22 protein-coding genes are annotated in these 21,299 nt (G+C 39.0%); 18 read left to right on the top strand and 4 right to left on the bottom strand.

Translation table 11 applies throughout. The features are described from left to right. The first annotated feature begins 5 nt into the window (after positions 1–5). From ACOKFG_RS11080 to ACOKFG_RS11040, 9 genes are all read left to right on the top strand, one after another. Positions 6–521, top strand: a complete 516-nt coding sequence (locus ACOKFG_RS11080; RefSeq protein ID WP_422861255.1) for a DUF6787 family protein — start codon at positions 6–8, stop codon at positions 519–521. Between the two features lie 53 nt (positions 522–574). Next, the gene (locus tag ACOKFG_RS11075) at positions 575–877 is read left to right on the top strand and encodes a hypothetical protein (protein WP_422861254.1); all 303 of its coding nucleotides are present in this window, start codon (positions 575–577) and stop codon (positions 875–877) included. Positions 878–947: 70 nt separating this feature from the next. Next, positions 948–3,347, top strand: a complete 2,400-nt coding sequence (locus tag ACOKFG_RS11070; protein ID WP_422861253.1) for a TonB-dependent receptor — start codon at positions 948–950, stop codon at positions 3,345–3,347. 12 nt (positions 3,348–3,359) lie between these two features. Next, on the top strand, positions 3,360–3,914 hold the full coding sequence (locus tag ACOKFG_RS11065; protein WP_422861252.1) for a type 1 periplasmic binding fold superfamily protein: 555 nt from the start codon (positions 3,360–3,362) through the stop codon (positions 3,912–3,914). Between the two features lie 39 nt (positions 3,915–3,953). Beyond that, positions 3,954–4,286 carry a hypothetical protein gene (locus ACOKFG_RS11060; RefSeq protein WP_299172931.1) on the top strand — a complete coding sequence of 111 codons (333 nt, stop codon included), beginning with the start codon at positions 3,954–3,956 and terminating at the stop codon, positions 4,284–4,286. A 119-nt stretch (positions 4,287–4,405) separates the two neighbouring features. Next, positions 4,406–5,122, top strand: coding sequence for an ABC transporter ATP-binding protein (locus tag ACOKFG_RS11055; protein ID WP_422861251.1), 717 nt, complete (start codon positions 4,406–4,408; stop codon positions 5,120–5,122). After that, the gene (locus ACOKFG_RS11050; RefSeq protein ID WP_422861250.1) at positions 5,119–6,525 is read left to right on the top strand and encodes an ABC transporter permease; all 1,407 of its coding nucleotides are present in this window, start codon (positions 5,119–5,121) and stop codon (positions 6,523–6,525) included. The genes ACOKFG_RS11055 and ACOKFG_RS11050 overlap by 4 nt, the downstream gene beginning before the upstream one ends. Positions 6,526–6,527: 2 nt before the next feature. Then, positions 6,528–7,952, top strand: a complete 1,425-nt coding sequence (locus ACOKFG_RS11045) for a DUF3526 domain-containing protein (protein WP_422861249.1) — start codon at positions 6,528–6,530, stop codon at positions 7,950–7,952. Then, positions 7,949–10,162 (top strand): DUF5916 domain-containing protein, encoded by a 2,214-nt coding sequence (locus ACOKFG_RS11040; RefSeq protein ID WP_422861248.1) that lies wholly within the window; start codon positions 7,949–7,951, stop codon positions 10,160–10,162. Before ACOKFG_RS11045 ends, ACOKFG_RS11040 begins: the two co-directional genes overlap by 4 nt. Before the next feature lie 24 nt (positions 10,163–10,186). On the opposite strand, the gene ACOKFG_RS11035 is transcribed toward ACOKFG_RS11040, so the two are convergent. The 3 genes from ACOKFG_RS11035 to msrA are packed head-to-tail and all read right to left on the bottom strand — an operon-like array spanning position 10,187 to position 11,686. Beyond that, complete coding sequence (locus ACOKFG_RS11035; RefSeq protein WP_298789494.1) at positions 10,187–10,483, bottom strand: hypothetical protein; 297 nt, start codon at positions 10,481–10,483, stop codon at positions 10,187–10,189. Positions 10,484–10,523: 40 nt separating this feature from the next. Beyond that, positions 10,524–11,123, bottom strand: a complete 600-nt coding sequence (gene folE, locus ACOKFG_RS11030) for a GTP cyclohydrolase I FolE (RefSeq protein WP_298789492.1) — start codon at positions 11,121–11,123, stop codon at positions 10,524–10,526. Positions 11,124–11,125: 2 nt separating this feature from the next. Then, entirely contained in the window at positions 11,126–11,686 is a 561-nt protein-coding gene (gene msrA / locus ACOKFG_RS11025; protein ID WP_422861247.1) for a peptide-methionine (S)-S-oxide reductase MsrA, read from the bottom strand. A gap of 157 nt (positions 11,687–11,843) precedes the next feature. Between msrA and ACOKFG_RS11020 the strand changes: the two genes are divergently transcribed. Continuing rightward, positions 11,844–12,506 carry an ABC transporter ATP-binding protein gene (locus tag ACOKFG_RS11020; RefSeq protein ID WP_422861246.1) on the top strand — a complete coding sequence of 221 codons (663 nt, stop codon included), beginning with the start codon at positions 11,844–11,846 and terminating at the stop codon, positions 12,504–12,506. Positions 12,507–12,515: 9 nt separating this feature from the next. Next, positions 12,516–13,280, top strand: coding sequence for a TIGR02757 family protein (locus ACOKFG_RS11015; RefSeq protein ID WP_422861245.1), 765 nt, complete (start codon positions 12,516–12,518; stop codon positions 13,278–13,280). A gap of 14 nt (positions 13,281–13,294) precedes the next feature. Here the strand turns inward: ACOKFG_RS11015 and ACOKFG_RS11010 are convergent, their stop codons facing one another. Next, on the bottom strand, positions 13,295–14,431 hold the full coding sequence (locus ACOKFG_RS11010; RefSeq protein WP_422861244.1) for a Gfo/Idh/MocA family protein: 1,137 nt from the start codon (positions 14,429–14,431) through the stop codon (positions 13,295–13,297). Between the two features lie 164 nt (positions 14,432–14,595). On the opposite strand from ACOKFG_RS11010, the gene mgrA reads away from it, so the two are divergent. From mgrA to ACOKFG_RS10975, 7 genes are read left to right on the top strand one after another with little or no spacing between them, the layout of a single operon-like run. Then, the gene (gene mgrA, locus ACOKFG_RS11005; RefSeq protein WP_422861243.1) at positions 14,596–15,612 is read left to right on the top strand and encodes an L-glyceraldehyde 3-phosphate reductase; all 1,017 of its coding nucleotides are present in this window, start codon (positions 14,596–14,598) and stop codon (positions 15,610–15,612) included. Positions 15,613–15,655: 43 nt separating this feature from the next. Further along, positions 15,656–17,143 carry a S10 family peptidase gene (locus ACOKFG_RS11000; RefSeq protein ID WP_422861242.1) on the top strand — a complete coding sequence of 496 codons (1,488 nt, stop codon included), beginning with the start codon at positions 15,656–15,658 and terminating at the stop codon, positions 17,141–17,143. A gap of 25 nt (positions 17,144–17,168) precedes the next feature. Next, positions 17,169–17,774 carry a peroxidase-related enzyme gene (locus ACOKFG_RS10995; RefSeq protein WP_298789480.1) on the top strand — a complete coding sequence of 202 codons (606 nt, stop codon included), beginning with the start codon at positions 17,169–17,171 and terminating at the stop codon, positions 17,772–17,774. A 5-nt stretch (positions 17,775–17,779) separates the two neighbouring features. Continuing rightward, entirely contained in the window at positions 17,780–18,949 is a 1,170-nt protein-coding gene (locus ACOKFG_RS10990; RefSeq protein ID WP_298789479.1) for a heparan-alpha-glucosaminide N-acetyltransferase domain-containing protein, read from the top strand. Next, a complete protein-coding gene (locus ACOKFG_RS10985) occupies positions 18,946–19,524 on the top strand; it encodes a hypothetical protein (protein ID WP_422861241.1) in 579 nt (192 codons plus the stop codon). Before ACOKFG_RS10990 ends, ACOKFG_RS10985 begins: the two co-directional genes overlap by 4 nt. Positions 19,525–19,584: 60 nt before the next feature. Then, entirely contained in the window at positions 19,585–20,274 is a 690-nt protein-coding gene (locus ACOKFG_RS10980; protein ID WP_422861240.1) for an SGNH/GDSL hydrolase family protein, read from the top strand. Beyond that, a complete protein-coding gene (locus ACOKFG_RS10975; protein WP_422861239.1) occupies positions 20,271–21,218 on the top strand; it encodes a hypothetical protein in 948 nt (315 codons plus the stop codon). Before ACOKFG_RS10980 ends, ACOKFG_RS10975 begins: the two co-directional genes overlap by 4 nt. The last annotated feature ends 81 nt before the right edge of the window (positions 21,219–21,299 follow it).

Below are 21,299 nucleotides of genomic sequence, written 5' to 3'. Positions count from 1 at the left end.
ATTGGATGGAAAAAATAAGAACGCGTTGGGACATTACTAAAAATTGGCAACTTTTCTTTCCTATTTTTGGTGTAGTATTGGTTTTATTGACTTCCTATACTATTGCTAGGCGCTTACTGCATATTTTTGACCTTAACAATACGGTACTCGAATGGCTTTTCATTACAGTGGTAATGGTGATTCTGTATTTCATCATGGTACGATTTTTTCTTTGGTGTTTTAAAAAACTTACCAATAAATGGCCCGTTGAACAGCGCTGGGAGATGATTGCGATTTTTATTGTCTTTGCCATTACAGGGAGTATCTCTGGTAAACTGGCAGGTCCATTTACTGAGTTTGTTGGTATTCAGAAAGAAAACGTAAGCGGTTGGGTTTTTTGGACCATTCGTATTTTACTCATTTTCCCAATTTACCAAGTTCTTTTGGTCTTCTTTGGTTGGTTATTTGGACAATTTCGTTTTTTCTGGAATTTTGAGAAGAAAATGCTGAAACGTATGGGATTGGGCTTTTTGCTCCCATAAATTATGTTTTCGTTAACATAATTCTTTGTCTCAAAAAATATACCTTTGCTCCTATGCCCAGATGTAAGAGATTTTTGGGGTTTTTATTGTTTGCAGCCTTGATGCTTGTCAAGGTGTCTGCGCTTCATGTATACACTCATAATGATACTGAAGGTGACTCAATAGAAAATTGCGCTACCTGTGAAGTTGCCCTAGAAAACCAAAATTCAGATATCTTATTCACTGCTGGAATAATTGAAGTAGCAATTCAAGACATTGCTACTGATTCTCTCGTACTCTTCGAGAATCAAGCATTTGTGGCAACAAAACTTAATTCCCTTCTTTTTTCTAGGCCCCCACCTGCGCTTATGTCTTAGGACCCCCTGCTCGATTTCCCGTTTCTTCAAGGAAACAATTTCTAACACACATTAACATATTGAATTCAGAATGAAAGCATTGCTTTTCGTTATTCTATTAACTGTTATTCCAATACAGGTTAAATCCCAAGATTGTAATAAAGTACTTAAAGGACAAATAACAGATTACCACAGCAAAACACCTTTAGGCGGAGCCAGTGTATCTGTTGTTGATAAAAATCTAGAAGTGGAAACAGACTTAAATGGAAAATATAGCATCCCAAACCTATGTCCAGGTCAATATCAATTGGAAGTTTCCCACCCAGAATGTAGCACCATTTTTATTGATGTTGAAGTATCAGGGGTTACTGAATTCGATATAAAACTCGAGCATCATCTTGAAGAATTGGACGAGGTAAATGTGGTTGGCGATGCCATAAATGATAAGACCAATTCAGCGCAAGAAGAAAAATTAAAGCTAAAGACATTGGAACTATATAGCTCCGGTAGTTTAGGCGATGCTTTAAAAGAGTTGGGAGGAGTTTCATCCCTTAATACCGGATCCAATATTGTAAAGCCTACCATCCATGGCTTAAACGGTAGTCGTGTTTTGATCTTGAATGATGGTGTCAGAATGCAAGATATGGAATGGGGCGACGAACATGCACCCAATATTGATATTAATACTACAGGTGCCGTGTCAGTCATAAAGGGCGCTTCAGCCTTGCAATATGGAGGTGATGCCATAGGAGGTGTCATTGTAATGGAACAAGCAAAGGTTCCTGTTAAGGATACTATATATGGTAAAACGCTTTTGAATGGTATGTCCAACGGTAGAGGGGGTAATATCTCATCAGAGTTGATAAAAGCCTATCAGAGTGGTTGGTTTATTAAAGGTCAAGGCTCTTTCAAAAGATTGGGGGATCGCGAAGCACCAGACTACGTTTTATCCAATACCGGTATACAAGAAATTGGTGCTTCCCTACAAATTGGAAAACGACAGTTTACATGGGGGTGGGATGCGCGGTATTCCTTTTTCAATTCAGAAATTGCCGTGTTAAGGGCATCACACATTGGTAATGTAGATGATTTGGTCCGTAGTATCAATAGTGGACAGCCTGAGGTTATAAGGTCGTTTACTTATGATTTGCAAAATCCAAGACAGGAGGTAACCCATCACCTAGGAAAACTCAATTTTTACAAACGATTTGAAGGCTTAGGAAAATGGAGTTTGCAGTATGATTTTCAAAATAACAGAAGGTTTGAATTTGATGTGCGTCGCGGCGAACGGGATAACCGGGCGTCTATAGATTTGGAATTGACCACACATACAATATCCACTAATTTTAAATGGGATGCAAATGAGAATTATCAATTACATGTCGGACTTCTCGGTAGATATCAAGAAAATTTTGCAAATCCTGATACAGGAGTGCGTAGGTTAATTCCGGACTACGAAAAGTTTGACTTTGGCGCATTTATTCTAGGTGAATATCAAGTCAGCGATCAATTATTATTGGAAAGCGGAATCCGATACGACTTCAATCGTATTGATGCCAAAAAGTTCTATCAGACTTCGCGTTGGGAAGAAAGAGGTTACGACACAGAATTCCAGAATCTGATTATTGATGACTTGGGAACACAATTGTTGGTCAATCCTATATTTAATTATCACAATGTATCGGCCACCGTTGGAGGAAACTATGAGTTCAATAATGAATCTAACCTGAAGGTCAACTACGCCCTAGCACAAAGAGCACCAAATCCTTCTGAATTATTCAGCGATGGTCTGCATCATTCAGCAGCTCGAATTGAGTTAGGTGAATTACGGGCAGAAAGCGAAACATCACATAAAATTTCTGCTTCCTATCAAATGAATTCCGACAACTGGGGCTTTGCTTTTGAACCTTTCGGCAATTGGGTCCAAAACTTTTTACTGTTGGAACCTTCCGGAGTTGAGTTCAACATTAGGGGTGCCTTTCCGGTATGGGAGTATAGGCAAACCGATGCAAGATTGCTCGGGCTTGATGCCTCTATCTATTCGGATTGGACCAATCAATTGAGAACAGAACATCGATTCTCATTGGTTAAGGGCAGAGATATTTCCAATAACACGCCATTAATCAATGTTCCTGCGGCCAACATAAGGAACAAAGTCACCTATGCCAAACCTGAATGGAAAAATTTTGAGTTTTCCTTGGAAAGCCAATATGTTTTTAGACAAAATGAAGTTCCCGATAACATTATGGTCTTTTCACCTGAACAACAACAAGAAGTACTGTTGGAAATCAATACAGCACCAGATGCCTATCACCTTTTGGGGTTGAAATCAAAAATGGAATTCCCTTTTGGCAATGGCACAAATTTGACCACTTCGTTGGTTGTAAACAATCTTTTAAACACAAATTACAGGGACTACTTGAACCGTCAGCGATATTTTGCTGATGATTTAGGTAGGAACTTTATTATTCAATTAAAATTTAACTATTAAACTTTATTAAAAATGAAAACAATTAAATTCTTATCCTTAGCAGTATTAACAGGTCTATTTTTTGTGTCATGTTCTAGTGACGACAATGATCCAGAGCCAGTAGTCGAAGAAGAAACCATTACAACCATGACGGTTAGTCTTGTACCTCAAGGCGGCGGAGATACAATAACCTTGCAAACAAGGGATTTGGATGGAGATGGGCCAAACGCTCCTGTAATTACCGTATCCGGTAATTTGGCAGGTAATACCGCATATGACGGTACCATTGTTCTCTTGAATGAGACTGAAACACCTGCAGAAGATGTTACTGAGGAAGTAGCTGAATTGGATGAAGAGCATCAGTTCTTTTTCCAAACTACAGGATCTATTGGAAGTGTTACTTATGGTGATACCGATGGAAATGGTAATCCCGTGGGAATAGTTTTCACACTAAACACAGATACCGCAGGGGCAGCCTCAATTACCATAACCTTGCGTCACGAACCAAAGAAACCAAACAATGGGACTTTGAGCGATGCAGGAGGAGAAACAGATATTGCTGAGACATTCGATTTAACAATCGGATAACTCAATTAAATCTAATTGCACTTATATAATTAGAAAACTGTGAAAACAGGAAGAAAACATATTTGGTTAAGTTCCTTACTAGCCTCCATACTGTTATTTCAATGGGGCTTTGGGGCCATCCATGTTTTCACATCACATACGGAATTTCATACCCATAATAAAGTTGATAATAGTGACGATGCGGTTTACGGTGTAGACTATGAATGTGAGCTATGTGCTAAGTTAAATACGAAGCCAAGCACACTCTTTTTTACACCGGAAATTGCATTTGTCATCACCAAAAATTATCAACCTATCACTTCGGATGATTCCGTAATTTGCACACCACTACTCGGCCTCAATCTTCTTAGGGGACCACCGCACACTATTTAGACTTCTTTTTGCTTACTGTTCAGGGCATTCGTATTTAGAGTGACCCCTATACCCTATACTTCTCTGTCAATATTGACGCTGAAGACCAATCATATTATCCTAACCTAAAACTATTTTCAATGATTATAACAGATAATCTCACCAAACAATATGGTGAAGCGGTGGTATTGAACCAGTTGAACCTAAACATCAAAGCCGGTGAAATCTATTGTTTGCTCGGAGCAAATGGAGCTGGCAAAACAACCACAATTAATTTGCTTTTAGGCTTCCTTAAGCCTACTTCCGGTTGTGCATTTATCAATGGATTGAACGTGGATGAAAATCCAAAAAAAACAAAACGGTTCCTCGCTTATATTCCAGAGAACCTTATGCTCTACCCAACATTAAGTGCAGTTGAAAACCTGGAATACTTCTCTGGTATTGGAGGTAAAAGTCTTAAGAAAAGTGAGCTTGAAGAATTTTTAAGTCAGGCGGGACTTCAAAAAAGTGCATTTCATCAACGCATATCAAACTTTTCCAAAGGAATGCGACAAAAGGTAGGTATTGCCATTGCCTTGGCCAAAAATGCAAAATCATTATTGTTAGATGAACCAACTTCGGGGTTAGATCCAAAGGCAAGTAATGAATTTGGACAGCTTTTGGAAAATTTGAGAGGTCAGGGTGTCGCCATTTTGATGGCAACTCACGATCTATTTAGAGCAAAAGAAGTAGCTACCCACATTGGGATTATGAAAAATGGGCAGCTAAGACAGGAGTTTGACGCTAATAATCTTTCACTTTTAGAACTTGAGCAGGCTTATTTAGATACTATGGACTATAAAGAATTAGTCCAATGATCAAAAGTACTTTTATAAAAGAAATCAGACAGCTCACTAGAGATGGGCGGGTCGCAACAGCTTTTGTTATTGTGGTTGGCCTACTTGTAATGGCTATATGGATAAGCGGCAAAAGATACCATGCGATTAACCAAGAGTATCGCGAAGCTAAGTCAACTGAAAGAGCTATCTGGGATAATCAAGGTGATAAAAATCCACATTCAGCTGCACATTATGGAACCTATGCTTTCAAACCAAAGTATCCACTCTCCTTACTTGATCAGGGGGTGGACAAATATGCAGGAACGTCTATTTTTTTGGAGGCACATAAACGTAACGAAGCACAATTCAGTATGGCAACTGACCAAACCGGATTGGCTCGATTTGGTGACTTAACACCCGATTTCATCCTTCTTTTCATTATTCCGTTACTGATTGTTTTGCTAGGATATAATTCGTTTACCAAAGAGCACGAAATGGGAACCATGGCATTGCTAAAAAGTCAAGGTACTTCAGTTGTCAAATTGATATTAGGAAAATGGTTGGCCATAATGTCCCCCATCTTTTTAATTACCACTATCCTATTTCTTATTGCCGGCGTTGTACTTTCTAATCTAGACGATTTTGGAGTATTTTCCTGGGGATCACTCGGAGTACTTTTTCTGGTATTCATTTGTTACTATGTTGTTTTCACCAATTTGGTTCTTATTATTTCATCAAGAGTGAAGAAATCAGGAATAGCCCTTGTCTTTTCCCTTTCGATATGGATAATTGCTTGCTTACTGGTTCCAAAAATTTCAAGCAATATTGCAGACACCAAACACCCCTACCCTACACGTCAAGAATTTGCAGCCAATGTTCTTAAGGATAAGCTTGAAGGACTCGATGGACATGATCCATGGAGTAAGCAAGCCAAACAATTAGAAAAAGAAGTCTTAGCGGAATATGGTGTGGACAGTCTTCATCTTTTGCCCTTTAATTTTGATGCTTATCGTATGCAAAAGGGAGAAGAACATGAGTCCGAGGTATATTTAAAACACTACAGGTTTTTAAAAAAACAATTCGCTGAACAATCTGAGGTTTACCGGGGTTTAGCTGCATTTTCACCCTTTCTTCCAACTAGATTCCTGAGTATGGCCATTGCAAGAACGGATTATGCGACCCATTGGAACTTTGCCGACGCCGCCGAGGATTATCGAGTTAAAACCCAGGCATTTTTAAATAACAACTTTGCAGAAAACTCATCATATGGCGAATGGAGTTACAGGGCTAATGCTGATACCTGGAAGAAGCTGCCACCATTTGAATATGCACCTCCAAAACTGGGCGAAATCTTATCAACGAACGCTTCCAATCTTTTGATACTCTCAACATGGTTGATTGTATCCTTTGGTTTCCTATTCATCACAATCAAAAAAATATAGTCATGTACAAGTATAATTTTATATATGAGCTGAAAACCCTGCTGCGAAGCGGATGGATTCAATTTCTTAGTGTGCTTTTGTTGGTACTTTTTGGTTTTGCTTCCTTCAATGGTAGTCAAAAAGTTGAAAAAAGAGAATTGGATATTGCCTCTATCAAAAAACAGGTTAATGAGTCCGACCAAAAAATGCTGGCGCAATTAGATTCAATCGAGAGAGGGTTGAGTGTAAATGCCTCAAGATGGACAATTCCATCAGGACCCACAGCAGTAGGTAACTATCATCCAAGAATTGCGGCAATGCCACCATCTGCAATGGCCTTTATCGCTACAGGCCAAAGTGACCTGTTTACCCATTATGTTAAACCCACAATGGCTGGCGATGACTTTGCTTTAAATTTCACTGAAATCAGTAGTCCGGTACAACAACTCTTTGGAAGTTTTGACTTGTCCTTTGTAATTATATATTTATTACCCCTAATTATCATTGCTTTTTCATACAATATCCTTACCTCCGAGAGAGAAACTGGTTCCTTGAAACTTTTGGCTTCACAGCCCATCTCCATTCATATTTGGGTGCTTCAAAAAATTGGAATTCGTTTTTTATGGATAGCTACACTAACTGTAATTCTGCTCTGGGGTACTTTGCTAATTTTTGGTGACACCATTGATTTGGGAACCATGTTTTCTTTTATTGGATTAACGATCGCATATATTTTGTTCTGGTTTGCGCTGGCCTTTGTGGTTAACCTGCAGGCTTCAAATTCAGCAAAAAATGCCATTACTATTCTGGGGCTTTGGTTAGTTTTTGTATTACTGGCACCTTCCATAATCAATCAACTGGGAAGCACAATATATCCAATGCCATCACGGACGCTTATGATCAATAAAATGCGAACTGTCAAAGCTGAGGTAACTGAAAAACAAGATGAAATATTGGATAACTTTCTACGTGACCATCCTGAGTACGCCATTAATGACCCCAATCAGAGCAGAAGGTTCTATCACCGCTATATGGCCTCGCAGGATGTGGTAAAGAAAGAATTGGAACCTATAGTTAGTGAATTTGAGAATCAGTTGGACAAACAACAGACTTGGGTTGGGAAGCTAAAATGGATCTCACCTGCAATTGTAATGCAACAAGCTCTTAATGAGATTTCTGGATCTTCAACGAAGGATTATGAAAATTATCGAGGTCAAGTGATTGGGTTTGCTGAAACATGGAGGCAGCATTTAATTCCATTTTTATACAATAACCAATCTTTCACCAGTAGTGATTATAAAGATTTGCCTTCATTTACTTTCAAGCCGTTGACCCCTAAAACCAGCGGTATATCAGCTTTAGCAATACTCGCTATATCCGTAGTCATGGGCACTATTGGAATAGCATTTAGTCCACAGGTAAAATCTTCTAAAACCCTATTGTTTTGAGAATCTGTATACTACTTGCTATTGCTTTCATATTTGCTGCTCCCGTTCAGTCCCAAGAGAGTACTACGGATAATTTCCCTCCACCTGAAAATCCTCAAGAAATAAAGATTGCTAAAGCACAACAAGGTATTCGTGTTGATGGGTTCCTAGATGAAGATGATTGGGAAAATGTAAAAACTATCAAGGATTTCTTTAGGAGAGAGCCTAGACAAGGTGGTACACTCCTTTATCCCACAGAGGTGAAGTTTCTATATGACGATAAAAATCTTTATGTAGGGGCATTTTGCAAAGACTCTGTTGGAATTAAAGGGATTCGAATACAAGACCTTCGAAGAGATTTTAGTTGGGGAGAAAACGACATTTTCGGTATAGCCCTGGATCCCCAAAACCTTAAACAATACGCTCAAGGTTTTCAGACCACTCCTTATGGAAATCAACGTGATTTTCAAAATTTCAATGGCAACAGTTTTGATACTGGTTGGAATACTTTATGGAGAGTTCGTACCCAAAGAACAGAGGAAGGTTTTTTTGTGGAAATGGCCATTCCCTTCAAATCTTTGCGTTACAACCTTCCGGAAAATGGTAACACCATTGAATGGGGAATGACCATGGTACGTTATGCCCGTAGGGAAGTTGAAGTTTCCACTTTTCCGGCCATTCCGCAATCCTTTACCCCGTATCGTATGACCTACGCAGCCAAACTTACTGGGATTGAGGTTCCTCCACCTTCGGCTAATATTAGAATAGAACCATATGCGCTTTATCAATATGATGAAAATAAAGAAGGGGATGTGCTTACAGATAAGCTAAGCGATCCTAAAGTGGGAGTTGATGCCAAATGGGCTATAAACCCAAAAACGGTTTTAGACCTCACAGTAAATACTGATTTTGCCCAGGCTGATGTGGATCGTGCCGTGAACAACCTGGAACGATTCAATATTTTCTTTCCGGAGCGACGTCAATTCTTTTTGGAAAACTCCGGTATCTGGGCAGGAGGGTTACAGCAGTCCATAAGACCCTTTTTTAGTAGACGTGTAGGTTTACAAGGTGAATTCAATGCTACTCCAGCTCCTATTGATGTCGGCACTCGATTTACCCAGCGTACTGAAAAAAACGCAATAGCTGGCCTGTTTGTGCGACAACGTGAGACTGAAAATTCTGCTGGAGCCAATTTTGGTGTTTTTCGTTATCTCAAAAATTATGGAAGGGAAAACAATATGGGTATTATGGTGACCCATAGAATGGATGACAGTTATTTGGAACTCAACCTAGAAGGAAACAATAACACAACAATTACAATTGATGGGCAAATACGGCCCACAAGCCAATGGGATATCCAATATTTGTTTTCAAGTTCCATTGATGAAACAACGGGGAAGACTGGCTACGCCGGACGTATTTTTGCTGGAAGTACTACTAATTCGCATTATTATGGTTGGGTGACCGAATATACAGATGCCAACTACAATCCGCGAATGGGATTTGTTCGACAGAACAACGTAATTAGACACAACCCGGGTGGTTATTATATATGGCGTCCTGAAAAAATTGACTGGATTAGAAGGTGGGACCCCGGTGTATTTGCCAATTACAATCATGATGCAACAGATCCAACTGAATTTCAGCAAGCTAGTCTTTATATTTTCCCTATATATACTTGGTTCAAAGACAATAGCTTTGTGGAAATCTCATTTACCCCAACATGGCAAAATATCAATTTTGACTTTGCTCCGCTGGGATTAGAAATTCAAGAGGATAACTATTTTTATACCAGATATTTAATGCAATATAATACAGACCAATCTAGAAAGTGGTCTGGAGATATTGGATATAGTTTTGGTAACTTTTACAACGGCACCCGAAATACCATCAATGCAGCAGCGAGGTTTGCCCCTATTCCTCATGCTGCACTTTCTTTGGATTATGAGCACAATACCCTTAAAAATGTAGGTATTGGCAATTCAAATTTGACCACAAATTTATATTCGGCAAGTCTAAGGTTGGCATTAAATCCTCGAGTTCAATTATCCACCTTTTATCAATACAATAGCTTTAATGAGGAGGGCCGTTGGAACGTACGTTTTAGCTGGGAATATATGCCGCTTTCCTTTATCTACATTGTTTTTAACGATACACAAACAGATATTTTCGACCCCACAAGAAATACTACCCAATTCATAAGTAAAATCACGTTTTTAAAGCAGTTTTAGATTTTAGTTAGTTAGGAAGTCGCATTAGCGGCTTCCTTTTATCTTCTTATTCTTGGAAATCAAATAGGTGTAAACCCACATAATCGTGAAAGAAGGTATGATATCCAAACCCGGTACTAATTCTTCAACAAAAGTAACAATACCAGCAGCCTGCCCTATTTTACCTTTATACATTCGTGTCATGAGCCACCCGGCCATGGGAGCCCAAATCACATCGGAAAACTCTCCTATTCCTGGAATAGCAAATGAAAGCATTCCTATAGCGTCAAATAGTAATCCTAGCAGTAGATATTTATACTTGGGGTCTTTTTCTTTTCCCATTCAAGAAAAATAGGAAATCGTAATGAGATGTAAAAATGGTTTACGACAAATCGGAGCTTATTAGCTTTAGAAACTCGTTTCGAGTCTCAATTTTTTCGAACTGGCCCCTAAAACCCGAAGTGGTTGTCACTGAATTTTGTTTTTGCACTCCACGCATCATCATACACATATGTGAAGCTTCGATGACAACGGCAACCCCCTGTGGTTTTAAAGTATCATTGATGCATTCCAAAATATCATGAGTCAAACGCTCTTGTACCTGAAGTCTTCGTGCAAAAACATCCACAATACGTGGTATCTTACTTAATCCAACTATATGTCCGTTTGGGATATAAGCAATATGAGCTTTTCCAAAGAATGGAAGCATATGGTGCTCGCACAGTGAATACACTTCAATGTCCTTGATGATGACCATATCGTCATAATCTTCCTTAAACATAGCTCCTTTGAGTATTTCGGCCGCATTTTGCCGATACCCCTGTGTTAAAAACAACATTGCTTTCGCTGCCCGTTCCGGAGTTTTTAGCAACCCGTCACGACTAACATCCTCCCCTATCTCATCAATAATCTTGGAAAACCTGTCTTTAACCTCATTGGTGACCTCGATATTGTATTCCTCTAAGTTTTTATATGGTGCCATGGTTATTTTACGGTATTAAGCTTGTTTGAGAAATGCTTATTTAATTTTTTGATTTTTGGATCTATAATGACTTGACAATAGGGCTGAGACCTATGGTCGTTGTAAAAATTTTGATGCTCTTGTTCCGCTACATAAAAAGGTTGCGCTTCAGAAACTGCTGTAACTATTGGAGCATTAAAAATCTTTTCTTGTTCCAATAAGGAGATAAACTGCTCTGACAATTCCTTTTGTTTAGGAGCGGTATAGAAAATCTCACTTCTGTATTGCGTGCCCACATCATTCCCTTGTCTATTCAACGTTGTAGGGTCATGTGTAGCAAAAAAAACTTCCAACAATTCAGTATACGACACCAGATTGGGGTCAAATGTAATTTCAATCGCCTCCGCATGTCCAGTTCTCCCAGTACATATCTCCCGATAAGCCGGGTTTTTAATTGCGCCGCCCGTATATCCTGATCTGACTTCATGAACACCATTAAGTCGTTGAAAAACAGCTTCGGTACACCAAAAACATCCTCCTGCAAAAATTGCGATTTCCAGATTTGTGTTATTTTGTTTATCCATTTATAGTGTAAAGTTAAACAAAGTTGATGGTTATACAACCATTTGATTTTAACTAAATCCTGATAAAAGTCGTAAATAAGAATAAAACCTTTATTTAAAATTTGATTTTTGTGTGCTCGTTAGATATCATTACTTTCACCTCATAAAGCACCTATTAATGATTAAAGCTTTAAATATTCAAAAAAACTACGGCCAGCTACAAGTTTTAAAAGGAGTTGACTTAGAAATACAGAAAAAAGAAGTGGTATCCATCGTGGGAGCATCCGGTGCTGGAAAGACCACTTTACTTCAAATATTGGGAACCTTGGATGCACCTTCAAACGCCAATGATTGCTCCTTAATGGTGAATGATATCAATGTCATGGAATTGAAGGATAAAGCCTTGGCACGTTTTAGAAACCAGCATATTGGATTTATCTTCCAATTTCATCAATTGCTTCCAGAATTTACTGCTTTGGAAAATGTCTGTATTCCTGCCTTTATCAAAAAAACACCGAGAGCTGAGGCAGAAAAACGAGCCAAAGAATTACTTGACTTTTTAGGGCTGGGCAGTAGACAAGACCATAAACCAAACGCTCTTTCTGGCGGAGAGCAACAGAGAGTTGCCGTGGCCCGCTCACTCATCAATAACCCTTCCGTTATTCTTGCCGATGAGCCTAGTGGTAACCTTGATTCAGAAAGTGCTGATAATTTGCATAAACTTTTCTTCCAACTTCGTGATGAGTTTGGACAAACCTTTGTTTTGGTGACCCATAACTCAGAATTGGCGGATATGGCTGATCGCAAATTGACTATGGTAGATGGATTGATTGTTTCTTGAAGCTGAACCATGACCCAATCTGAATTAAAAGCCTTTTTGGATGAAAAAGTCGTCCAATACAATCATCCCAAGTTTTTGGAGAGTGATCCCATCCAAGTTCCTCACCGATTTTCTAAAAAGGAGGATATCGAAATCTGTGGTTTTCTAACCGCAACCATTGCTTGGGGAAATCGAAAGAGCATCATTAATAATGCGCTTCACTTAATGGATTTGCTAGATAATGCTCCGCACGACTTTATAGCTAACCACTCGGAATCTGATTTGGATAGATTGAGTTCCTTTGTACATAGAACCTTTAATGGCCTAGATCTGCATTATTTCATTCAAAGTTTAAAAAACATATACCAGAATCACGGGGGGCTGGAATCCACTTTCTCCAATCATCAAGAAAAAGATTCGTTACAACCGGCCATATCACTGTTTAAAAAGGTTTTTTTTGAACTGCCACATGAGCAAAGAACACAAAAACATGTTTCGGACCCTTTAAAAGGTTCTGCCGCCAAACGTATCAATATGTTTTTACGATGGATGGTCCGGGACAACAGTACCGGAGTAGATTTTGGTCTTTGGAAAAGTATAAGTCCAAGTCAATTATCATGCCCATTGGATGTACATTCAGGTAATGTGGCCAGAAAACTTAAGCTGCTAAGACGAAAACAAAATGACGCTAAAGCTCTAGCAGAATTGGATAAAAGCCTGAGGAAATTGGACCAAGTGGACCCCGTTAAGTATGATTTTGCTCTTTTTGGGCTAGGCGTTTTTGAAAAATTCTAATATTCTGTCATGAATCAGCCTCCAAATCCAAAGTAAGGTTCAAAATTCAATGCTACTTTCTTTCCACCGCCAGCGATGGATTCATAAATGGCCTTAACAATTATCATATCCCGTTTGCCCATTTCACCAGGTGCTTTATTTGGTTCATCAAACAAGATGTGTTTTGCAAAATCGTCCATCTGTAATTTTTGTTGACTTTCTTGTGGAAAGTTCATTTCACCTCTGGATGTTCTGCCTGCCAAAGGTATATAGGTACTTGCTGGGTCCAGCTCATACCAGCCCCTCTCACATGAAGCAAATAGTCTATTAGCTCTAACATTGTGTGAAGTCATAATATTACCCACTACCCCACTTTTAAATTCAAATTGGGCGGTAATGGTCTCATCTGTATCTTTAAAATAGTCTGGACGGGTGCTATACTCCTGAGCAGATACTGAAATTGGATTCTCGCCAGTACCATAGATAATACTTTGAATAGCATAAACCCCCATATTCATTAACGCACCTCCTCCTGAAAGTTCTTTGTTCAATCTCCATTGATCGGGATTGGACATCGACCTATAACCGGCTTCAGCAGAGATATAGTTGATATTTCCGAAGGTCTTCTCTTTAACTAAACGTTTTACTTCTTGAGTGTAAGGCTCTGAATGTAAGCGATATCCCATTCCAAGTTTTATGTTATTTCCTTTACAGGCTTCAATTATGGCATCGCACTCCTCAATGCTCATAGCCATGGGTTTTTCGCAAATCACATGCTTTCCTGCCCGAGCAGCCCGAATGGAAAAATCGGCATGCATACTGTTTGGCAAGACCACATACACAACGTCTATTGCTCCGTTCTTTGCGATATCGTCAAAGTTTTCGTAGTTGTATATATTCTCTTTTGGAATACCATACTTATTAGCCCAAATCTGTTCTTTATCTTTTGTGCCAGTAACAATTCCAGCCAAATAACAATGCTCCGTCTCCAGAAGTGCCGGAGCCAATTGGTAGGTGCTGTAACTACCTAAACCTACAAGGGCAACTCCCAATTTCTTTTTGTCTTTATGCATTCCCATAGCGCAGGCCAATGGTGATATTGACATCAATGCTGCAGCTCCTGTCCCTTTTGCAACGGTTGCATTAAAGTCACGGCGTGATAGCTTTCCCATGTTTTTGTATTTCAGTTCGACATTAGGTTACTCAAAGAATCGTATGGAAGATACATTTTCAACATCTCGATTTATCAAAAATTTAAGTTAAAATCGGTAAAACAAGAATATCTATATTGAAATGTGATAAATTTAGTTGCCTTAAAACAACTATACTTTAATTTATGACCATAAATGACTTCTCTGGGATAGCATCATATGCCCCCAACACATCCAGATATGAAAAAATGCAATACAGACGTTGCGGTAATTCTGGACTTTTGCTACCTATGATTTCCCTTGGTTTATGGCATAATTTTGGCCATACCAACGATTTTCAAAATGCCCGTCAAATTTTAAGGGCTGCATTTGATAATGGGATAACTCATTTCGATTTGGCAAACAATTATGGTCCCCCATATGGAGCTGCAGAGGATAACTTTGGAAGACTCTTTCATAAGGACTTCAAAAGCTATAGGGATGAGTTGATTATTTCAACCAAAGCTGGATGGGATATGTGGCCTGGCCCCTATGGGAATTTCGGCTCCCGAAAATATTTGATTGCAAGCTTGGATCAAAGCTTGGAGAGAATGGGATTGGATTATGTTGATATATTTTATCACCACCGGCCGGACCCTGAAACACCCTTGGAGGAAACTATGGGAGCTTTGCATCACATTGTACAGCAAGGGAAAGCATTATACGTTGGTATATCCCAATATAACGCAGAGGACACGGAGAAAGCATATGAGATTCTAAAAGATTTGGGAACTCCCCTACTTATTCACCAGCCTAGGTACAACATGATGGATAGATGGGTAGAAGATGGATTGCTCGACGTATTAGGTAAAAAAGGAATTGGCTCCATTCCCTTTTCACCTTTGGAACAAGGGATACTTACAAACAAGTATTTGAAAGGCATACCGAAGGATTCCAGGGCATCAAAGGATGCTCGTTATCTAAAATCTGACCAAATCACTTCGGAAATATTACAAAAGGTTGAGAAATTGGATGCCATTGCCAGTTCAAGAAATCAAAGTTTAGCACAAATGGCGCTAGCTTGGGTACTGAAAGATGAGCGAATCACAACCGTGTTAATAGGTGCTAGCAGAACCGAACAACTTTTGGACAATATTAAAACCTTGGACAACCTTACTTTTTCGCCCGAAGAGCTCGCTGCGATAGAATCTATTTTAACTTAGGAAAGAACCAAAACCATACGAATCTGACTAATTCAAATATAAAATGAGAACATTCCAATTTATGCTCTGCATGATTATGTGCAGTGCTGTTGCCTTAGGGCAAAGTAGAAAATTACCCATCGACACTACGGTGACCACGCAACACAATGTCAATATTAATGGTACAGCTATAAATTATACGGCTACCACAGGTACCCAACCCGTTTGGGATGAAATGGGTGAGCCCATTGCATCTTTACATTACACCTATTACACCCGAAACAATGTTAAGAATAGAGCAGAACGTCCATTACTGATTTCTTTTAACGGAGGTCCCGGTTCCGGTTCAGTATGGATGCATCTCGCCTATACGGGCCCTAGAATTCTAAAAATTGATGATGAAGGTTATCCTGTTCAACCCTATGGTGTAAAACACAATCCATATTCTGTGCTGGACGTAACCGACATCGTATACGTTAACCCTGCAAATACAGGATACTCAAGGACCATTCCTGAGACTGGTGAAAAAGTGGACAGGGATAAATTCTTTGGCATTAATGCCGATGTTAAATATTTGGCCGAATGGCTGAATACTTTTGTCACTCGCAATAACCGCTGGCGATCTCCGAAATACATTATCGGAGAAAGTTATGGAGGAACACGGGTTATGGGACTTTCACTTGCCCTTCAAAACCAGCAATGGATGTATTTGAATGGAGTGATTATGGTTTCTCCGGCTGATTATAAGGTAATACGAGTTGGTGGACCTGTTTCAAGCGCTTTAAATTTACCGTACTATACGGCTGCTGCATGGCACCACAAAGCTTTACCTTCTGAACTTCAAGGAAAGGACCTATTGGAGGTATTACCAGAATCAGAAGCGTATACTGTCAACACATTGATTCCTGCCATAGCCAAAGGAGGTTTTATTTCCGATTCGGAACGTAAGAGTGTTGCCAAAAAAATGGCTTATTATTCCGGATTGAAGGAAAAAGATATTCTAGATCATAATTTGGATGTGCCAACCCAATTCTTTTGGAAAAATCTATTGAAAGACAATGGAGGTTACAATGTTGGAAGATTGGATAGCCGGTATCTAGGTATCGACAGACAACTCTTTGGTGAGAGTCCCGATTACTCTGCAGAACTTACTTCTTGGCTGCATAGTTTTACTCCTGGTATCAATTATTATCTGCAAGAAGAATTAAAATTCAAAACAGATATCAAATACAATATGTTTGGACCTGTGCATCCTTGGAACAATGACGATGACAATACAAGGGATAACCTTCGGCAAGCAATGGCGCAAAACCCATATTTAAATGTTTTGGTTCAATCTGGTTATTATGATGGTGCCACTACCTATTTTAATGCAAAGTATACCATGTGGCAAGTTGATCCAAGCGGGCGCATGAAAGATAGGTTTGAATTTAAGGGTTACCGTTCAGGACATATGATGTATTTAAGACGTGAAGACCTTCAAAAAGCAAATGATGATCTAAGGAGCTTCATTCTGCGGACCAAAACCAACGGAAAAAGTGCAAAATATTAATCCAATCGACAGGTAAATTTTCAATATGAGTTGGATTAAAGTTGTGGATTATGAAAATGCAGATGGCCGTCTAAGAAAAATATATGACCGGGTTAAAGGTCCAAATAACAACATAGACAATGTATTGTCCATTCACAGCCTAAGACCGCATTCACTTGTTGGTCATATGGCATTGTATAAAAATGTGCTGCATAACTCCAACAATGAGCTTCCCAAATGGTATTTGGAGGCCATAGGTGTTTATGTAAGCTATTTGAACCAATGTGATTACTGCGTACAACATCATTTTGAAGGTTTTAAAAGATTGGTGGACGATACCAAAAGAGCAACAGATTTTATGGAGGCAGTCAAACTTGATGCACTCAATACTTTTTTTGATGAGAAGTATTTATCAGGAATAGCTTATTCCAAAAAGCTGACTTTGGAACATACAAGTATTGGTAAGGATGATATCACCGAACTCAGGTCCCAAGGTTTCACCGATGGTCAAATTTTGGAGATAAACCAGGTGACTAGTTACTTTAACTATGTTAACCGAACGGTTATTGGGCTTGGAGTAAACACCACCGGTGATATTTTAGGGCTTTCCCCTAATGATAGTAACGACCCAGATAATTGGAGTCATAAATAATAAATATGAGAATTGCCTCAATTGACATTTTAAGGGCTCTTACCATGGTTTTAATGATCTGGGTAAATGACTTTTGGACCTTGGACAATGTCCCAAAATGGCTACAACATGCCTCTGCAGTGGAGGATTATTTAGGCTTTTCAGACATCATATTTCCCTTATTCCTTTTTATTGTAGGACTCAGCATTCCCTATGCCATCAATCATAGACTTTCAAAAAATGAAAGTACTTGGAGATTGGCCAAACATATTCTTATTAGGTCTTTTTCACTATTACTAATCGGCTTTTATATGGTCAATTATGAAACACATAATGAAACCCTTGGATTAGGAAGGTATTTATGGTGTTTTTTAATGGCAGTTGCCGTTGTACTGATTTGGATGAATTGGAAAAAAAGCCCAATTCCTAAAAAGTGGCATATCATTTTTCAATCCGTTGGAATCATGATTTTGGTGTATTTAGCTATTTCATATCAAGGTGGTGATCTTGGGGAAGTTAGTATGAAACCTCAATGGTGGGGCATACTTGGCCTTATAGGCTGGGCATATCTTGCAAATGCTTTGGTGTACCTTTTTACCAAAGGAAATTTGTATGTAATGCTGATGTTATGGATTGGCTTCAATACGCTCTCCGTTTTGGCTACAACCACTGATTTATTGCAATTTGAAGGCATTCTTGGTTATATTTCACCAGTATATACCGGAACTATTCCCGCATTTACTTCGGCAGGAGTAGTAGCTACTTTGCTGTTCAAAAGGTTAGGTGAAAAAGGTTTTAAATGGTCGTATTCAGTTCTTATTGGTCTAGGCATATTATGCCTTGTTTATGGACTTTCTACAAGACCTCTTTGGGGTATTTCAAAAATACAAGGAACACCTTCATGGCTCGCCATATGCTCAGGTATTGGCTTTTTAAGCTTCATACTCCTACACTATATTTCGGATGTTCTCAAAATAACGCGATGGGCAAATATCATCAAACCCGCCGGGACGGCAACTTTGACCTGCTATATGATTCCTTATTTTATTTATCCTTTGCGTAACTTGAGCAATATTAGATTACCTGAAATTTTAAACTCGGGTATTGTTGGATTATTGATTTCTCTTTGCTTCGCACTTCTTGTTGTTCTGTTTACAGGATGGTTGGAGCGCAAAGGCTATAAATTAAAACTATGAAAAAAACTATCTCCTTACTTTGCATTGGTTTAGCCTTCACCCAGATTTTGAAGGCCCAAGAAATTCCTTCAAAAGACTGGCAAATAAAAACGGCTATAATGGCTGTTCCGCAAGATTATAAGGATGGTGCAACCGTTTATGGGTATGACACAAGCGGAAACTTCGTTACATTAAAAAAAGGTGCTAACGATTACATTGCACTTGCAGATGACCCTGAAAAAGAAAGTTTTTCCACCGCTGCTTATCATAAAGACTTAGAACCTTTTATGGCAAGAGGAAGAGAATTGAAAGCAATGGGAAAAGAGGCTCAGGAGATTTTTGATATTCGAGAAGAAGAAGTAAAAGCTGGAAAACTAAAAATGCCGGACAAAGCGACCTTGTGCGTGTTTACAGGAAAAGTGAACTCAGAAACCAGGGAAATTGAAAATCAGTACGTCCGTTATGTTTTTTATATCCCATTTGCGACAGGGGCTTCAACTGGCTTACCCACTACTCCAACACCTCCAGGTCATGCATGGTTAATGAACCCAGGAACGCATCGAGCGCATATTATGATTACACCACCTAAGAATTGAGTTGTATATGCATAAATTCTATTGTCAAATTATCCCCCAATTTTTAAACCGACCGATATAATGTTAACATTTAAAATAAGATTACTTGTTGTGCTTTCTTTTTTAGGCTTATCCAAGACCATTCAAGCCCAAGATTGGGCCAATCTCCAAAAATATCAAGAAGCTAACGCCACTCTGGAAGCTCCAGCTAATGACGAAAACCGTATTGTGTTTATGGGGAATTCAATTACTGAAGGTTGGTCCATTGCAAATCCTGAGTTTTTTGAAGGTAAACCTTTTGTGAACAGGGGTATTAGTGGACAAACAACACCACAGATGCTTCTAAGATTTCGACAAGATGTGATCGCCTTGAAACCAAAAGTTGTATTAATTCTTGCTGGCACCAATGACATTGCAGGAAATACCGGTCCAATGACCCTGGAACAGATTCACGACAATATACTGTCAATGATTGAGCTTGCCGAAGCCAACGGGATCTGTCCCATCCTATGTTCCGTTCTGCCCGCCTACGATTACTCATGGAGGCCTGGTCTGGAGCCCAATGTAAAGATTCCAAAGCTCAATGCCATGCTCAATAAAACAGCGAACGCAAAGGGAATCCTTTATCTGGATTATTTTACCGCAATGGCCGATGAACGAAACGGACTTCCAAAAGAACTGGCGGAAGATGGTGTCCATCCAACTAAAAAAGGCTATGTCATAATGGAATCTCTCGTTGAGAAATCAATCGCAAAGGTGTTGCAAAAATGAAATTGACTTTTACTTCATTCTTACTCTTTACCATATTTGGTTTTGGTCAAAATGAGATTCAGGTTTATCCGGCTTTGAAGTTGCTGCAACAATTCGAAAAAGTTAGGGATTTTACAATGACCCAAAGCGGAAATGAGGCGTATTTTACCATTCAATCAGCTAATGAAGAAGTTTCGGTCATTGCAAGTTCTACAAAAGATGGCAATAGCTGGAATACACCTCACATAGCTTCTTTTTCAGGAGAATATAAGGACCTGGAACCCTTTTTGTCACCAGATGGCCTCCAACTATATTTTGTATCAAACAGACCTTTAAATCCATCGGAAGAAGTCAAGGATTTTGATATTTGGTTTGTAAAAAGAAGTGATTTATCCTCTGATTGGTCAGAACCTATTAATATGGGATCTCCTGTCAATTCAGACAGTAATGAGTTCTATCCCGCCGTATCCAAAAACGGAAACCTTTATTTTACCTGTGACTGCCCTGGCGCCATTGGCAGGGATGATATTTTTTATGCTGAACATAAAAATGACACATATGCTAAGCCTGTTCCTTTGGATGCCAATATCAATTCTGAAGGATTTGAATATAATGCTTTCATCTCTTCAGATGAGTCTTATCTTATGTTTGGTGGATACAATCGTAAAGATGGCCAAGGTAGCGGTGACATTTATATTAGTTATAACCATGGGAATGGAAATTGGTCCAAAGCCAAACCCCTACCGATTGGAATAAACTCAAAGTACATGGACTTTTGTCCCTTTATGGACGAGGCTAATGACATGTTGTATTTTACAAGTCGCAGAAGTTCTAAACCTAGTAAACGTATTGAGTCAATTCAAAAACTATCAAATTTTTTGGGCACCTATCAAAATGGAAATAGCAGACTTTACAAGGCAAAAATTGATTTGGAAGGATTTAAAAACCACAAAACGAAGTCGTAGTATTCGAACATAAATTCTCAATCGTATTTGAGTTTATGTTTGCCACCAAAAGTCTACATAAGGCTATTAATTTGTCTATAT

Source organism: Flagellimonas rhodophyticola (genome assembly GCF_049332665.1).
GTDB lineage: Bacteria > Bacteroidota > Bacteroidia > Flavobacteriales > Flavobacteriaceae > Flagellimonas.
Note: the sequence above shows the minus strand (reverse complement) of the source record. Positions and strands in the feature narration are given on the sequence as shown.

Excerpts from the sequence above, each read along its gene's own strand:
- ACOKFG_RS10980 (WP_422861240.1), top strand. The coding sequence starts at position 19,585 with ATGTTAACATTTAAAATAAGATTACTTGTTGTGCTTTCTTTTTTAGGC.
- ACOKFG_RS11080 (WP_422861255.1), top strand. The coding sequence starts at position 6 with ATGGAAAAAATAAGAACGCGTTGGGACATTACTAAAAATTGGCAACTT.
- ACOKFG_RS11010 (WP_422861244.1), bottom strand. The coding sequence starts at position 14,431 with ATGGGAAAGCTATCACGCCGTGACTTTAATGCAACCGTTGCAAAAGGG.
- ACOKFG_RS11020 (WP_422861246.1), top strand. The coding sequence starts at position 11,844 with ATGATTAAAGCTTTAAATATTCAAAAAAACTACGGCCAGCTACAAGTT.
- ACOKFG_RS11075 (WP_422861254.1), top strand. The coding sequence starts at position 575 with ATGCCCAGATGTAAGAGATTTTTGGGGTTTTTATTGTTTGCAGCCTTG.
- ACOKFG_RS11065 (WP_422861252.1), top strand. The coding sequence starts at position 3,360 with ATGAAAACAATTAAATTCTTATCCTTAGCAGTATTAACAGGTCTATTT.
- ACOKFG_RS10985 (WP_422861241.1), top strand. The coding sequence starts at position 18,946 with ATGAAAAAAACTATCTCCTTACTTTGCATTGGTTTAGCCTTCACCCAG.
- folE (WP_298789492.1), bottom strand. The coding sequence starts at position 11,123 with ATGGCACCATATAAAAACTTAGAGGAATACAATATCGAGGTCACCAAT.
- ACOKFG_RS11050 (WP_422861250.1), top strand. The coding sequence starts at position 5,119 with ATGATCAAAAGTACTTTTATAAAAGAAATCAGACAGCTCACTAGAGAT.
- ACOKFG_RS10990 (WP_298789479.1), top strand. The coding sequence starts at position 17,780 with ATGAGAATTGCCTCAATTGACATTTTAAGGGCTCTTACCATGGTTTTA.
- ACOKFG_RS10995 (WP_298789480.1), top strand. The coding sequence starts at position 17,169 with ATGAGTTGGATTAAAGTTGTGGATTATGAAAATGCAGATGGCCGTCTA.
- mgrA (WP_422861243.1), top strand. The coding sequence starts at position 14,596 with ATGACCATAAATGACTTCTCTGGGATAGCATCATATGCCCCCAACACA.
- ACOKFG_RS11035 (WP_298789494.1), bottom strand. The coding sequence starts at position 10,483 with ATGGGAAAAGAAAAAGACCCCAAGTATAAATATCTACTGCTAGGATTA.
- ACOKFG_RS11070 (WP_422861253.1), top strand. The coding sequence starts at position 948 with ATGAAAGCATTGCTTTTCGTTATTCTATTAACTGTTATTCCAATACAG.
- ACOKFG_RS11015 (WP_422861245.1), top strand. The coding sequence starts at position 12,516 with ATGACCCAATCTGAATTAAAAGCCTTTTTGGATGAAAAAGTCGTCCAA.
- msrA (WP_422861247.1), bottom strand. The coding sequence starts at position 11,686 with ATGGATAAACAAAATAACACAAATCTGGAAATCGCAATTTTTGCAGGA.
- ACOKFG_RS11055 (WP_422861251.1), top strand. The coding sequence starts at position 4,406 with ATGATTATAACAGATAATCTCACCAAACAATATGGTGAAGCGGTGGTA.
- ACOKFG_RS11000 (WP_422861242.1), top strand. The coding sequence starts at position 15,656 with ATGAGAACATTCCAATTTATGCTCTGCATGATTATGTGCAGTGCTGTT.
- ACOKFG_RS11045 (WP_422861249.1), top strand. The coding sequence starts at position 6,528 with ATGTACAAGTATAATTTTATATATGAGCTGAAAACCCTGCTGCGAAGC.
- ACOKFG_RS10975 (WP_422861239.1), top strand. The coding sequence starts at position 20,271 with ATGAAATTGACTTTTACTTCATTCTTACTCTTTACCATATTTGGTTTT.